This is a genomic window from Belnapia sp. (genome assembly GCF_059504005.1).
Genome location: NZ_JCACHU010000177.1, coordinates 1 through 14,216 on the forward strand (window position 1 = coordinate 1; position 14,216 = coordinate 14,216).

General features: G+C 64.7%; 8 protein-coding genes and 2 pseudogenes. 4 read left to right on the forward strand and 6 right to left on the reverse strand.

From position 1 onward, the window contains the following. Positions 1-504 precede the first annotated feature (504 nt). The 3 genes from AC5JJ1_RS27950 to AC5JJ1_RS27960 all read right to left on the reverse strand — a co-directional run bounded on the left by AC5JJ1_RS27950 (position 505) and on the right by AC5JJ1_RS27960 (position 5,570). Positions 505-3,858 carry a DEAD/DEAH box helicase gene (locus tag AC5JJ1_RS27950; protein WP_495788395.1) on the reverse strand — a complete coding sequence of 1,118 codons (3,354 nt, stop codon included), beginning with the start codon at positions 3,856-3,858 and terminating at the stop codon, positions 505-507. Between the two features lie 295 nt (positions 3,859-4,153). Beyond that, positions 4,154-4,360, reverse strand: coding sequence for an AAA family ATPase (locus tag AC5JJ1_RS27955; protein ID WP_495788396.1), 207 nt, complete (start codon positions 4,358-4,360; stop codon positions 4,154-4,156). Between the two features lie 25 nt (positions 4,361-4,385). Then, entirely contained in the window at positions 4,386-5,570 is a 1,185-nt protein-coding gene (locus tag AC5JJ1_RS27960) for a Fic family protein (protein WP_495788397.1), read from the reverse strand. Positions 5,571-6,121: 551 nt separating this feature from the next. Between AC5JJ1_RS27960 and AC5JJ1_RS27965 the strand changes: the two are divergent. The 3 genes and pseudogenes from AC5JJ1_RS27965 to AC5JJ1_RS27975 all read left to right on the forward strand — a co-directional run bounded on the left by AC5JJ1_RS27965 (position 6,122) and on the right by AC5JJ1_RS27975 (position 9,891). Then, a pseudogene (locus tag AC5JJ1_RS27965) lies at positions 6,122-7,271 on the forward strand (IS110 family RNA-guided transposase). A gap of 361 nt (positions 7,272-7,632) precedes the next feature. Then, positions 7,633-8,070: pseudogene (locus tag AC5JJ1_RS27970) on the forward strand (transposase family protein); the annotation flags it as partial. A gap of 297 nt (positions 8,071-8,367) precedes the next feature. Beyond that, on the forward strand, positions 8,368-9,891 hold the full coding sequence (locus AC5JJ1_RS27975; RefSeq protein ID WP_495788398.1) for a serine hydrolase domain-containing protein: 1,524 nt from the start codon (positions 8,368-8,370) through the stop codon (positions 9,889-9,891). On the opposite strand, the gene AC5JJ1_RS27980 is transcribed toward AC5JJ1_RS27975, so the two are convergent. The 3 genes from AC5JJ1_RS27980 to AC5JJ1_RS27990 are packed head-to-tail and all read right to left on the reverse strand — an operon-like array spanning position 9,845 to position 13,078. Then, positions 9,845-11,737 (reverse strand): RiPP maturation radical SAM C-methyltransferase, encoded by a 1,893-nt coding sequence (locus tag AC5JJ1_RS27980; protein WP_495788399.1) that lies wholly within the window; start codon positions 11,735-11,737, stop codon positions 9,845-9,847. The genes AC5JJ1_RS27975 and AC5JJ1_RS27980 overlap by 47 nt on opposite strands. Beyond that, positions 11,728-12,846, reverse strand: coding sequence for a radical SAM protein (locus AC5JJ1_RS27985; protein ID WP_495788400.1), 1,119 nt, complete (start codon positions 12,844-12,846; stop codon positions 11,728-11,730). The genes AC5JJ1_RS27980 and AC5JJ1_RS27985 overlap by 10 nt, the downstream gene beginning before the upstream one ends. 13 nt (positions 12,847-12,859) lie before the next feature. Continuing rightward, the gene (locus tag AC5JJ1_RS27990; RefSeq protein WP_495788401.1) at positions 12,860-13,078 is read right to left on the reverse strand and encodes a hypothetical protein; all 219 of its coding nucleotides are present in this window, start codon (positions 13,076-13,078) and stop codon (positions 12,860-12,862) included. A 682-nt stretch (positions 13,079-13,760) separates the two neighbouring features. Here AC5JJ1_RS27990 and AC5JJ1_RS27995 point away from each other — a divergent pair. Then, on the forward strand, positions 13,761-14,216 hold a 456-nt coding region (locus AC5JJ1_RS27995; protein ID WP_495788402.1), incomplete at its 3' end, for an IS6 family transposase.

Sequence of the window (14,216 nt, forward strand, 5' to 3'; positions counted from 1 at the left end):
CGACCGATGCAGAACCGAATGGATCAGCCAGCCACTCCGGTCACAGAGCCTAGTCTTCAAACGCCGGTGCGTTGACGATGCCACTGGAGCCGTTTCCGCATCAGCATGGCGTTGGTGCATGAGGCAGGTTAAGCCGGCCGTGATGCCCTCACCCTAACCATCTCAGGCGGCGCGAATGGAAATTACCTTCGGAATTCAAGCCCACATCGGACGAACGTCACGACCGAGAGCCTGATGAAGCTGACTGATGAGCCCACCATAAAAAACCCTATAAGAGGAGATTGGGTTGGCGGCACCCCGCTGCCATCCGCGCCTCTGGTGCAGTAACACCAGACGCATGAAGGTTTCACCCTTGGGCCCAGTTGGTCACCCGGTGCCATTCGTAGCATCAGCCCTACGGGCCGCAGGTCAGAACTTCGGCTGCTTGGCATAAGCTTTCTTTCCGCAGCAGGCCCAACCTGCAAAGCACGCGGACGCTGGCGGCAGCCCGGCTTGCCCGGCACGTCAGGTGGCCGCGAACAGCTCCTCCACATCGGCCTCGGTCAACCTCAATGCCCCGCCATGCTCCGCCTCCAAAACCGAAGCGACCAGCGCACGCTTGCGCTCTTTCAGCACCTCCATCTTCTCTTCGATCGTGCCGAGCGTGATCAGCCGGTGTACGAAGACCCGCTTGTCCTGACCGATCCGGTGAGCACGATCTGTTGCCTGATCTTCGACCGCTGGGTTCCACCAGGGATCGTAGTGCACCACCGTGTCTGCCGCCGTCAGGTTCAGACCGACACCGCCGGCCTTCAAACTGATCAGGAAGACCGGCACCTCGCCGGCCTGAAAGCGGCTCACCGGTGCCGCGCGGTCCTTGGTGTCGCCGGTCAGCAGCACGTAGGGAATATCGATTTTTTGCAGCGCCGCCTCGATCAGTGCCAGCATGCTGGTGAACTGGGAGAAGATCAGCACGCGCCGCCCCTCATCGAGCAATACGCCGAGCAGGTCCAGCAGCCGCTCCAGCTTGGCCGAGCCAGCCTTTTGCGCCGACTTCATCGCCAGCAACCGCGGGTCGCAGCAGGCTTGGCGCAGCTTCAGCAGCGCATCCAGGATGATGATGCCGGAGCGCGCCAAGCCCTTCTCGGCGACGGCCTGCTTGACCCTGGCGTGCATCGACAGCCGGATCGCCTCGTAGACAGCGCGCTGCGGCGCTTCCATCTCTACTGGCTCAGTGATCTCGGTCTTGGGTGGCAACTCGGTCGCCACCTCCTCCTTGGTCCGCCGCAGCAGGAAGGGCCGCACGCGGCGGTGCAGCGCAGCCTGTCGCTCCGCGTCACTATGCTTCTCGATCGGTGTGCGGTAACGGCTGCGGAAGCTCCTGGCGCTGCCGAGGAAACCCGGTGCCAGGAAGTCGAAGAGCGACCAGAGCTCGCCCAGGTGGTTCTGCAGCGGCGTGCCGGATAGGCAGAGCCGCTGCCGCGCGCGCAGCTGCAGCGCCTGTCGCGTCGTCTCGGCATTGGGATTTTTGATGGTCTGTGCCTCGTCCAGCACCACCAGATGCCAGTCCTGCCTCGTCAGTGCCTCCTGGTCCCGTGTCAGCAGCGGGTAGGTCGTGAGCACCAGGTCATGCTCCGCGATCTCGCCGAAGCGAGTCTTCCGGGCCGGTCCGTGCAGCGGCAGCACCCGCAGCGCGGGGGCGAAGCGCGCCGCCTCCCGCAGCCAGTTCGGCACCAGGCTTGTCGGACTGACGATCAGTGCCGGCCGGTCCACCCGCCCGGCGGCGTGCTCAATGGCAAGGTGCGCCAGGGTCTGTACCGTCTTGCCGAGGCCCATGTCGTCCGCCAGCACCCCACCCAACCCGGCGCCGCGCAGGAACTGCAGCCAGGCAACACCCTGCGCCTGGTAGGGTCGGAGCGTGCCCCTGAAAGTCGCAGGCAGTTCGGCTGGCGGGATCGATCCCGCCGCCGCGCGGAGCTGGGCACCGAGTGCCCGCAGCGCCTCCCCGCCCCGCCAAGCAATGCCGGAACCTTCCTCAAGCTCGGCCAGCTCCGCCGCATCCATCCGGGTAAAGCCAATGTGCCCTGCCTCCGGATCGAGCGCGCCGCGCTCGAATATCTCCATGAGGGAACAGAGGATCGGCAAGATCTGCTCCCCCGGTAGGGAGAGCAGCCGCCCGTCGGGCAGGGGCAGCAGGACCGGACCTTCGGCAAATTCTTCTGGCTCCACCCCGGCGGCGATCAGGTTGAGCAGCACGGGAACGAGGTCCACCTGCTGCCCGGCCACCATTACGCCGAGATGCAGGTCCAGCCAGTCGATGCCGGAGCCTTCCTCCAGCCGTGCCTCCAGCGGACCTTCGGCCTCAACCAGGCGGATCGGGAAGTCGGGGGCGACCTCCACCTCCCAGCCATCTGCCCGCAGCGCCGGGACCTCCTCCTGCAACACAAAGAGCCAGTCGGGGTCATCCTCCGTCTCCTCTTCCAACAGGAATGCATCGGCGCCGGCCTGGGAGCCGGGCGGCAGCGACATCCCTGCTGCGACGAAACCGATGCCCAGCAGGCGTGCCACCGCGGCGCGCTCCGCCGCCGCGTCACGCCGCAGGCGGTAGAGCCGCCCCTCGCGCGCGACCACGTCCGTGCCGGACCGCGACGGGGCATAAGCGGCGCGCACATCATGGGCCACTAGCACCGGCCCATAACGAAAGCCGAGCCGCGCCATTGGAAAGTCCACCTCTGGCCGCAAGAGGCCCTGACCGTAGCTGCGCGTGGCATAGGCCGGCAGCCTGCCGGCGGTGAGCAATAGCCGCGGCACCGGCGGGCCAGGTAGCGTCTCCGGCGGGTCGAGCGTCGCCGGCAGCGCCATCGCCGGTGCCGAGAGCCGCCGCCCCAGCTCAGCCGCGACCAGGGGCGCTGCCTCGGCCGGGATGGGCGGCGCGAGCAGCAGCCGTGCCGCGACATGTGCCGGCACACCAAGGTCGACCGACCCCAGCTCGCCGCTCACCGGGTCGGCATACCAGGGAGCCGGCAAGGCGAGGCCGAGCAGTCCTTCCGCTAAGTCCAGCGCGGAGCGTTGGCGTCCATCCGCCTCCAGCCGCCAGATGAGCCTGCCCGACCGCACGGGACCCTCCCGCAGCGGTACCCCATCCACCGCGGCCCAGCGGGCCCGGCCAGTGGCGATGATCCGGCGCAGCAGATCAGGCGGGTCTGCATCTCTGAGCATCCCCTCGGGCGCATAGCGCAGCAGGTCGATCCGCCGCAGGATCGCCCGGTCGGAGGGGCGCAAGTACCGTGCCGTTCCTGCCTGCGCCTGGACGCCCTTACCGGCACCGTAGCTGCCATCCTTCCGTAAGGTGACCGAGAAAGCCGCGACGTTCAGTGAGACTGGCCCCACCGACCGGGCAAGCGGCGCGACGACGTAGACGACACGTTGCCGAATGTCAGCGGGGTAGGCCTCCGGATCCGCCTCGTCGATCGCGGCGAGCTGACGCAGCCAGTCGGCGACCTCGGGCGGCAGTACCGGCTCTGCCGGGGCCGTGGCGGGCGTGGGCGGCGGAGCAGGACGCGGCACGTCGCCGCGTTCGCGCCGGGCGGCGAAGAGCGCCGCTGCAACGTGCTTGCAGTCGAGCCCGACCGGGCAACTGCAGATGCCGTCGAAATCGGTGCCGCCGTCGCGCCGAGGCTGCAGCGTGATGCGCACAGCATAGGGTCGCGGTGCCGAGCCTTTCACCTTCGCCTCGATCACGCGCCCGTTGGCAGACACGGAAAGGTGGCGCACCGCGCCACGCGCTGCATAGGCACGGCCAGCCGCCACCTCCGAATGCGACAGGGTGCGGAGCATGGCCGCGTCGTCTGGCAGTGGTGGCTGGGCGGAGATCGGCATCGCCGCCATCCTGCCGTTGCTGTCGGATGAAGGCCATGCTCGGCCGATATCAGCTCACGGTTCCGTTAGGAATGTCGGTCCGAGCAGAAAGCCTCGCTTCGGTGCCGAAGGGCAATCCGCCGCCACCTCTCCAACAGGCGTTCTTCGGCCTTCTCGCGCCTGCGTCGAGCTTGCCACCGTCGCCCCCGAAAGGACTCGGTTAGCGGCATCAGCACATGGGTGGCGGAGGCGGTTCAACTGCATCCGACGGGCCTTCCCTGTGCAGGATCGGTGAGGGCCCGTAGCCGACGGCAGCTTAGGACAGCCCTCTTCGCTCCCGCTCGATATCGAGATGCCGCTGCATCACCCCGAGCGTGTACAGCTTGATGAGCGCGTGGAGGAAGGCTGTCTTGCCGGCTCCATTGGGGCCCACGATCGCGGTGATTTCCGTCGAAACCGTAACCCGGAGGGGATCAGGACCGAAAGAGCGGAAGTTGGAGACGGTGATGCTTTCAATCTGCACGGTGACGCAAAACCCAACTCGAGGGTTAGACGGCCGCCGGAAGAGGATCAGTGCCCTCGTTCAGGATGGCGAGGTAGCGGCGATAGCCGAAGACGCGTCCGCGCCGACGGCCGGTGACTTCCTCGACGATGGCGAGGCGCTCGAGGTCTGCAAGGGCGGCGTTGACGGTCGGCGCTGTCAGCCCGGTTCGCTCGACCAGTAGTTTTGCGGTCACAAAGGGGTTTTGCTGAAGGAGGTCGTGGAGGCGCAGGACGGATCCAGCCCGCTCGCTGTCGGCGGTGATCCGCTCGCGGTCTTCTTTGAAGAGCTGCACGATCCGCGTGACGGCGTCGAACGCCTGGTTGGCGGTTTCGGCGACGCCTTCGAGGAAGAACTCGAGCCATGCCTCCCAGGCCCCGCGCTCGCGCACCTCCTGCAGCAGCCGGTAGTAGTCGGCTCGGTGCGCTTTCAAATACAAGCTGAGGTAGAGCAGTGGCGAGCGAAGAACGCCGTGAACGCACAGGAACAGTGTGACGAGAAGGCGTCCGATGCGACCGTTGCCATCAAGGAACGGGTGGATAGTCTCGAACTGGACGTGGAGCAGCCCGGCCTTAATCAGCGCCGGCAGCCTGGACCGCTCCTCGTGCATGAAGGCTTCGAGCGCGCCAAGACAGGTGTCCAACTCCGTCGTGGGCGGCGGCACGAATAGCGCGTTGCCTGGGCGCGTACCGCCGATCCAGTTCTGCGAGCGCCGGAACTCGCCGGGATCTTTCGTGCCGCCGCGACCACTTTGGAGAAGCCGGGCGTGCATCTCGCGGATGAGCCGGAGCGAAAGGGGCAGCTCCTTCAGACGTTCCAGCCCGTACATCATCGCGTCGACGTAGTTCGACACCTCGCGGATGTCGTCGATGGGCTGACCTGCCTGAGCTTCGGTTTCGAAGCGCAGGAGATCGGTGAGGGTCGACTGCGTGCCCTCGATCTGAGACGAGAGCACTGCCTCTTTACGGACGTACATGTATAGGAACAGCTCTTGGCGAGGCAGGAGCATGGTGATTCCGTCCAAACGGCCAAGCGCACGCTCCGCCAAGCTAAGCCGCTCAAGCAGAGCGAGCACGTCGATAGCCGGTTCCGGCGGGAGTGTCGGCGGGACGAAAGCGCGGACCGTCTCGCCTGCTGCGACAGTCTCGACAAAGCGGCCGAGCCGCGGGTTGGAAGCTGCGGCTCCGGCCATGTCGGGTCTATAGACTTCTGGCCTAATTAAACAAGAGACCGATGGCTTAATTAGCGGCCAACCTTATGTAAGGGGCCTTAAACAAGGATACCGGGCGATGTCCGCCCCCGGTCAGGCCTGAATTCGGCGGTTATCCGCGATTGCGGCAAGCCCCTACTCACTTGCGGTAAGGGGGTCTTATCGCAAGTGACACCGAGCTAGCCGTACTCGCAGGGAGCCGCCAGATTCGGGCTTTATCGGTGGTGGGCAAGGGGCCGAGAGGACGATGGTGGCCAGGCCGGACCATCCGCGGGGGTTTCTGCGCCGGCCAGGGGCCTTGCCACGGACGGTACCGCGGTGCTCGGCGCAGCCCCGACTTATGCCCGCGAGACGAACTGCGCACGCCGCTCACTCGCCCAAGCAGCCGGCGCAGTTCGTCTCGCCTCGCTCGTCGGCTCCTATTCACGCTCTCGGCTCGAGCGCCGCTTGACCAACATCTCCTAGACCAGATGTCCGTCTGAGGCGGGGGTGGCCCGCCTCGAACTGTGCAGGAATCGCGAGGGTTGCGCCGGATGGCTGGCGCCTTGCCTCAGCACAGGAGACGGACCGTGGGAGAGAATATCACCTTTGTCGGGCTGGACGTGCACAAGGCGACGGTCGCAGTTTGTGTTGCGGAGGCTGGTCGGGATGGCGAGGTGCGGTTTGTGGGAGAGATCCCGAACGAGGCAGCGGCGCTCGACAAGCTGCTGGCGCGCCTCGGTCGAGGCGGGCGGACCCTACGCTTCGCCTACGAGGCCGCCCCGTGCGGCTACGGGGTGTACCGGCACCTCGCAACCGCGGCCACGACTGCGTGGTGGTTGCGCCGAGCCTGATCCCGCGCAAGCCAGGCGAGCGGATTAAGATCGACCGGCGGGACGCGACGGCGCTCGCCCGCCTGCACCGGGCCGGCGAGTTGACGCCGGTCTGGGTGCCGGACCCGGAGCACGAGGCCATGCGGGACCTGGTCAGGGCGCGGGCGAACATGGTGGAGGCGCTTCGCAAGGCCCGGCAGCGGCTAATGGGTTTCCTGCTGCGGCACGGGCGGAGCTACGACGCCAAGCGCTGGACCTGGCCGCACCGGAAGTGGCTGATGGAGCAGACCTTCCCGCACCCTGCTCAGCAAGTCGCCTGCCAGGAGTACCTCGACGCGGTGAACGAGCACGAGGCGCGCATCGAGCGCCTCACCGGCCGCATTCGTGACCTGGTACCCTGCTGGAGCATGGCGCCGGTGGTCGAGGCACTGCAGGCGATGCGGGGTGTCTCCCTGATCGTCGCATCGGCGCTGGTGGCCAAAGTCGGCGAATTTAGGCGGTTCGACAACCCCCGCCAGGTGATGGCCTATCTTGGCCTCGTACCCTCGGAGCACTCGAGCGGTGCCAAACGCCGCCAAGGCACCATCATCAAGGCCGGCAGCCCGCTTGCGCGCCGCATGCTGATCGAGGGCGCCTGGACCTATCGCCTACCGGCCCGGGTGCCAGCTCAGATGCGGCCCCGCCTGGCTGGACTGCCGCGGGAGGTGCTCGAGATCGCCTGGAAGGCGCAAGTGCGCCTCTGCGCCCGGTACAGGCGCCTACAGCCGCAGGCAAGCGGCCGCAGGTCGTGGTCACGGCTATCGCGCGGGAGATGGTGGGCTTTGCCTGGGCTATCGGGGGCATGATGGCACCACCTGCTGCCGCAGCCTGACAACGCAACTCACAGCAGACACGGACGAGGAGGACGCCAAACAGACGAGACGCTTGGGCGAGGAGGTGGAAGGGTGAGGGGATCCCTCGACGAACACTACGGGGAGGCTACGGGCCGATCCCCGCCCTCTAGACAGAGGTAGCCCCGCGGCGATCAGGGTCATGCGGTAGCCAACCCGCGCATCAGAGCTGGATCAACCGTCGCTCGTCATCCGCCTGCTCACCCAAACGCCTCATCATCCAAAACAACGCCTGCACGGCGAATGGTGACGTACGCCTTGGCCTTGAAAGGACGGACATCAGAGATGTTTGATCCCAGGGTTTGATGGTGCAGTCTTCCAACAGGCGTGGAAGGACGCGCTATGGGCCAGGTTCACCATGGGAGCGCCACAACGACAGCGGCGGTCCGTCGAGCGATACAGCATAGTCAAGAGAGCCTGAGAGGGCCCGCCAAGCGCTACGGGATCAACCCTAAGACCGTGGCGAAGTGGCGGAGGCAATCGTCTGTCTCCGACCTGCGCACTGGTCCCCAAGAGCCCAAATCAACGGTGTTGTCGACCGAGGATGAGGCCGTCGTCGTTGCCTTTCACCGTCACACGCTGTTGCCGCTGGACGACTGCCTCTATGCCCTCCAGTTCACCCTTCCACACTCACCCGCTCCAGCCTGCACCGCTGCCTCCAGCGCCACGGCATCAGCCGGCTGCCGGACACCGAAGGTGACAAGCCCAACTGCTCCAAGTTCAAGCGCTAACCCCATCGGCTACTTCCATATCGACATCGCCGAGGTCCGGGCGGAGCAGCACTCCCGTCCGCATCGACGCATGATGGCCAACGAACAGTACCGCCGTTCGCGTGACAAGGCTTTCCAGATTTGGCGGCAGGAGACGTGTGTCCAGATGGCGGCGTAAGATCACGCAAGCTCCGTCCTGTGATTAAACACGCTTAGTCATCAAAAAATGTGACAATGCTTGTCCCGGCCATATGATCAGCAACGTCCTGCGGCGGCAGGCGGCAGTGGCGCACCCGCCTTCGCCGAAGGCTCAAAGTCGCTTGGCACAGTTGCCGCTACCGTGCACCTACAGAGGACGGCCCTAAACATGAACCTGGATCGGCTGGTGCATGATATCAACGATGTTTGCGACGCTGAATTAGTCCCAGGTGCCGCACTGGCTTCGCTCCAAAGCGGTCGTGTGGCGTCCGTGTGGTACTTCGGGCGTCGGACCATCAAATCCGATGCCCATGCGGTCACCCCCGAGACGCTGTTCCGAATCGGATCCATCAGCAAGACCGTCACGGCGGTGGCCGTCCTCGCGGAGGCGGAACGTGCCCACCTGGATCTCGATCGACCGCTCGCTACGGCTGAGCTGGGTGTGTCTAGTGCCCGGAGCAACGATGCCACTGGCTGCAGCCTCCGCCACCTCCTGTCTCACAGGGCAGGACTGCCCAATGCAGTCGCTCTACGCGAGTTGGAGCGGACCAGCACCGAAGCGTGGCTGAGCGCAGTCGGCACTGTGGCAAGACCCGGCGAGCACTTCAGCTACAGCAACATCGGCTACGCCTTGCTGGGCGCGTGGCTAAGGTGCAGGCTCGGCTGCAACTGGTGGCGTTCGGGTGTGCTCGCCCCTTTTGGCTTCACAGTGTCGCCCTCGGCTACCGACAGCGTGGCATCCGGTCATGTCCTTAACCCCGCTTCAAACCGGCTCAGAGCGCTTTGCCTTGAGCCGCGGGACCAGCGCTTCGTTGCGGCAGGCTTTCTCTGGGCGCGAATCACGAATCTCGCGCGATTCGCGGCGGAGCTCGCGGTGCCGTCCACGGCGACAATGCGCACGGTTGTGAACTGCATGGCGACGCCGCAAAGTGAAGTTTTTGTGGCCCCAAGCCTCCGCTACGGGCTTGGGCTTTTCCTACGCAACGATGGCGATCAACGATTGCTTTTCCACGACGGCGAGATCGGCGGTTTTCAGGCAGTTCTGCAGGTGTCACCCGACGATGGGTCCGGCCAATGCCTGATGATGAATGCCTCTGCGCCGGGCGTCGACGCTAGGGGTATCATCGCCGGCGGTAGGGTGACGGGGAGCAACGTCAGGAGCGGCGACGCGCCTGTTCTGCCTGACGAACCGCGACAAGAAACACTCTACGTCGCGCCCCAGCTCGGCTACCTGCGTGTGTCCGCCGCCGAGGGCGGCCTTGTCGTGCGCTCCGGGCGCAGGCACGCCCAATTGCGGGCAGTAGCGCCAGGGCAGTACTTCGGGCGCTTGGCGGAACGCCCACTTGGGCTTCTAATGCAGGGAGATTCACCGGCGGTCCCATGGCTGCACTGCAACGGCGTGTTTTGTCGCGCCACGCGCCTGCGGCCAACGAGGCACGCGCAGTTCGCAACAGAATGGGAAGGAACATACGAGAACGCATATTATCTCGTGGTTCGGTGCCGTCCAGGCGTGATCACTGTATCAAGCGATCTCTGGGGTTCCACACTGGATTGCGAAGCCCTCAGCTTCCGCAGCCTTGCCTGCGCACAGGGCATAATGGTGTTCGGCCGTGGCCCGCAGGGGAGGATCCTGCGCTTGCTTGGGGTCAGTAGGTTCCGAGAAGTGTTGGCCTCGCCGCCACCGGCCGGCTGAGCCAGCGATCTCGCCACCTCGCCAGCTCCGCGGCGCGCTTCGGCCGCTCGAACGGCACCATGGAAACCAGCCGCTCCCCCTGCTGCATGATCAGTCCGTCATCGATCATGGCGCGGACGGTCGCTTCCGGATCGTTAGCTTCTGCCTCTTGCGCCGCCATCACAGCTTGCCGGATCCCGCAAATCCGATCCGCGGCCAGGAGCGCCGCCGCCTGCGCCCGATCGAGCGAGCGTATGTCGGGCGACTCACCCATTTCAGCCGCCTCGATCTCGATCCGGCCTGCCATCAGCCGGGCCACGAGCCGACGCGGGCGCGACCTCCAGTCCTCGACGAGGGTGGCGATGGACGGGGCGAAGGCGTGGTACAAATCGGCGGGATCGCAATCCCGGTCGAAGAAATAGGCGATCTCCTTGTACTGTGCCCGGCCGGGCGGCACGAGATGCCGATAGTAAGCTGCCGGCCTCGGCGTGCCGAACCCGAACCGCGAAGGGTCTTGGTGGAAGGGAGAGAAGCGGTGGATTTGTACCAGAGAGGGCGGCCCGGAGGGCGGCGTTAAGTGGCGCAGCCGAGCTAGGAACCGTGCGGTCTCCTCGTAGTCGGCGGCCGTCTCGCCTGGGAACCCGAATAGCAGATTGTACGACGGGGCGACACCGAACTCCGCACAGAGCCGCAGAAGCTGCACGTTCTGCAAGGCGGTGATGCCCTTGCGCATCAGCTGTAGGAGATGGTCGGAGAAGGCTTCGATCCCCGGCTGGATCCACCGCACGCCGGCATCGGCCAGCAATGCAATATCGTCGCGGCCGAGATTTGCTTTCACTTCATAAAACAGCCGCAGGTCGAGGCCGAGCCCCTGCAGTCCTTCCAGCAGTGCACGGTAGTCGCGGTGTGTGATGATGTTATCGGCGGCCATCAGCCGCGCGACGCCATAACGAGCGACTAGGGCCTCCACTTCTTGCACGACACGGGACGGCGACTTGGCCCGAAAGGCCATCCCGAGGTTATTTAAGCCACAAAAGGTGCAGTGCTGCTTGGCGCCCCACCAGCAGCCGCGCGATGACTCGAAGGGAAGTGCGGCAACCGGCTGCAGGCGCGCTCCAGCCGCCTCAAGCCGTGCCCGGGCCGCGAAGTAGTCGTCAAAATCGGGCGCTGGCAGAACATCTAGGTTATGGACGGGTGATGACGCGCCCGTGGCACGGCCCTCAACCGTCAGACCTGAAATGTCGTGCACTGGCTGACCACACGCGACACGCTCAATGAAGCAAGGAAAGGAGACGTCAGCTTCACCCAGGAAGACGTGATCGACAAGTTCAGGGAAGCATCGGGCATACTCTTCGCCCATCGCGCCATGCACGCATGCACCACCGAGCAGGATTCGTAGTGCCGGGCGAAGCGCCTTAAGGCGTCTCGCCAATGCCAAGCTAGCGAAGACTTGGTTGAAGGTACAGGTGAAACCCACAACATCCGGCTCAGCCGCCAGCACCTCCTTCGTCATCTCGGACAAGAACCCGGGCACTACCTCGTCGCGGAGTGCGGCCAGCGGATGAGCCCCGTCGGAAAGGCGGTAAGGCTCTAGGAAGGCATCGGAGTCCAGCGGCTCCGTCCCGAATAAATCGGTCGCAAAGACATGCTCCAGGGCGCCGAACAGCTCCGACGTCTCCGCATAAGCCTCGTAGAGCGCCGGACCGAGGCGAACGGCAAGCGAGAGGCTGCCATCGATCACGCTGCACTGCGCACCGGCCTGAACGGCGAGCGCTTTTACAAGACCTGCCGATAGGTTCGGGCGCGCCGCCGCACACCAGGGCATTGATACGACCGTTACGCGCAAAGGTTTGGATGTCAGGCGCATAAAGGCGGTCTGTGTGGGTTCGGCCAGACCCCGTCACGCAGATAAAGCTGCGCTTCGCGCTGGAGGAGCTGGTCAAGCCAAGGCTCGCCGAACGTTTTCAGCAGGGCGTAGGCGAGGCGAATGCGGTGCTCCAACTCGTTCGCGCGTATGGCAGCGAGCGCCGCCAGCGCTGGGTCGCGCAGGAAGGCGACGCAGAGATCGCAGGTACGCGAGCGGAAGATATGTGTAACGGGAAGACCGGCGTCTCGGAACCACTCGACAAGTGGCCCGAAGCCCCAGACGCGGATCGTCTGCAGCAAAGCATCCGTGCGCCAGCGATGCACGATCTCGACCAGTGACAGAGAAAATGCGTCGCCGATCCAGAGAGGATGCGCCTGCTCCTCATGGCTAGCAGGTGCACAACAAGGCGCGGTGCGGCCGTCCCAGCGCACCAGGGGACCCGTGCTGAGGCAGGGTCCGCGGTCCCAACTCTCGTCCGCGGTAACCTCGGCGGACACCAGTTCGGCGCCGCGCCCAACCGGGCCGATCGACTGAAAAGCGACGTTCCGGTCGGCAAAGGCCATCACTCTCTGGATGAGTTCTGCATCCTCGCGCGTCAGATCGTCATGATGCGCGACGCGTATGAGGGGGTGCTTGCCAGCCGCGGAGAGGACGCGGAACGCGCGTTCGACAGTTTCGAGGCGGACGAAATCCAAATGGTAAATATCCGTCGAGATGTCCCAGTGGTCGACCGCATCGAACCTACTAATGAAGCGTTCTGCGAGGCGCGCATCGGCCGCCCAATGTGCGGCGGTCACAATGCCTGTCGCAATGCCTCGGGCACGGGCAGCCTCAGCTACAGGAAGCACGAAGGCGGGCGCGAGTGTCGGCTCGCCGCCTGTGAAGTCGATCGCAGTAATGTCCGCCGCCGCCAGATCGTCCATTTGAGCGATGACGGCTAGGGCGAAGTTTTTACCAAGGCGGTTCTGGCCAAGTTCGGGGGCCGCGCTCACGCTGCAATGCCGGCAGCGAAGAGGGCAGGCTTGGGTGACCGAGAGCCCCAGGCGACGCGAGCCGAGGGCCTGAGCCTCAACAGCGTTCTTTGCAAACCTGGGGCTCCGCGGGACCATGGGCGAAAGATCCTTAACCGCCGCCACTAGGCTTCAGTACGTTGACCACACGACTAAGCACTTGTTCGTCGAATGCTTGGTTGCCAGTGATGATTTCCTTGATGTAGCTGGCAACAGCACTGCCTGGAGTAACGGCCTGAGGTCCGGCTGTCGTGGCGCTTGGTAGGGAGTTGACGCCGTGCTTTGCTAGAAGTTGGGCGAGATCCCGCGCGAGCGGATTTGAATCCGACATCGTTTCTCTCCTTGCCTGACAAACAGGCGAGAAGAGCTTGCAGAACAAGTATCCTGAATCGGAATACAATTATTCTTGAGCTGTGAGCGATTTCCTGTATCAGTGCCTGCGATGACGGGATTGAAAGCGCTGGCTTCGTGATGTCAGAGACGCAGTCACCCTGATCCAGGGATCAGGGCCGCAACAGAACCCCCACGATGGCCAACACCCCGTTCCGAGACGGGACGCCGTTCCGCCGCTCGGCGGATCTGCTGAAGCGCTACCGCCCGCTCATGCCGGCCGTGTCTCCCTTACCGACCAGCGAAACTCTGAGCCGTCGCGCGAGCATTGCCAAGTTAGCGACCTCTGTCCGGAATGAGGCCGCTGGGCCAAGCCGGGTTGATGCCAGAACTCGTCACCTACCCCGGCTACCGCTTCCTGACCGAGATCATCAGCCATGCTGTAAGGCTCTATCAGGTCTTCAGTCTGAGCCTGCGCGACGTCGAGCTAATCCTGGCCAAACGCGGGATCACGGTCACCCACAAAAGCATTCGGCAATCGGGCCTGAAATTCAGGGCAGACTTCGCCCGAAAGCTGTGCCGGCGCCAGCCGAAGCCAGCCGAAGCCAGCCGAAGCCAGCCGAAGCCAGCCGAAGCCAGGCGACACCTGACACCTCGAGGAGGTCTTCCTGCCGATCAACGGTGTGCTGCATTACCTCTGGCGTGCGGTAGATCAGCACGTGGTCGTGCTCGATATCCTGGTGCAGGGGCGGCGGAACGCCGCCGCGGCCAAACGCATCTTCAAGCGCTTGCTGACCGGCATGAAATACAAACCGAAGCGCATCGTCACCAATGGACTGCGCAGCTACGGTGTGGCGATGTGCGAGGTGCTCCACAATGTGCGACATCGGACCAGTCGATATCTCAACAATCATGCTGAGAACTCACATCGCTCGACCCGACGCCGGGAGCGACAGATACAACGCTTCAAATCACCCAGGCTGGCACAGCGGTTCCTGCCGGCGCACAGCATGATCTACAGTCACTTCCGACTGCGGCGGCACCTCATGACCACTACCCAGTATCAGCATGCTCGCGCTGAGGCCTTAGCTTGGCTTTGCACGTGCCGTGACGCTCGCGTGCCATCATGGCGGGCGGCA

Excerpts from the sequence above, each read along its gene's own strand:
- AC5JJ1_RS27990 (WP_495788401.1), bottom strand. The coding sequence starts at position 13,078 with ATGTCGGATTCAAATCCGCTCGCGCGGGATCTCGCCCAACTTCTAGCA.
- AC5JJ1_RS27985 (WP_495788400.1), bottom strand. The coding sequence starts at position 12,846 with ATGGTCCCGCGGAGCCCCAGGTTTGCAAAGAACGCTGTTGAGGCTCAG.
- AC5JJ1_RS27950 (WP_495788395.1), bottom strand. The coding sequence starts at position 3,858 with ATGCCGATCTCCGCCCAGCCACCACTGCCAGACGACGCGGCCATGCTC.
- AC5JJ1_RS27980 (WP_495788399.1), bottom strand. The coding sequence starts at position 11,737 with ATGCGCCTGACATCCAAACCTTTGCGCGTAACGGTCGTATCAATGCCC.
- AC5JJ1_RS27975 (WP_495788398.1), top strand. The coding sequence starts at position 8,368 with ATGAACCTGGATCGGCTGGTGCATGATATCAACGATGTTTGCGACGCT.
- AC5JJ1_RS27960 (WP_495788397.1), bottom strand. The coding sequence starts at position 5,570 with ATGGCCGGAGCCGCAGCTTCCAACCCGCGGCTCGGCCGCTTTGTCGAG.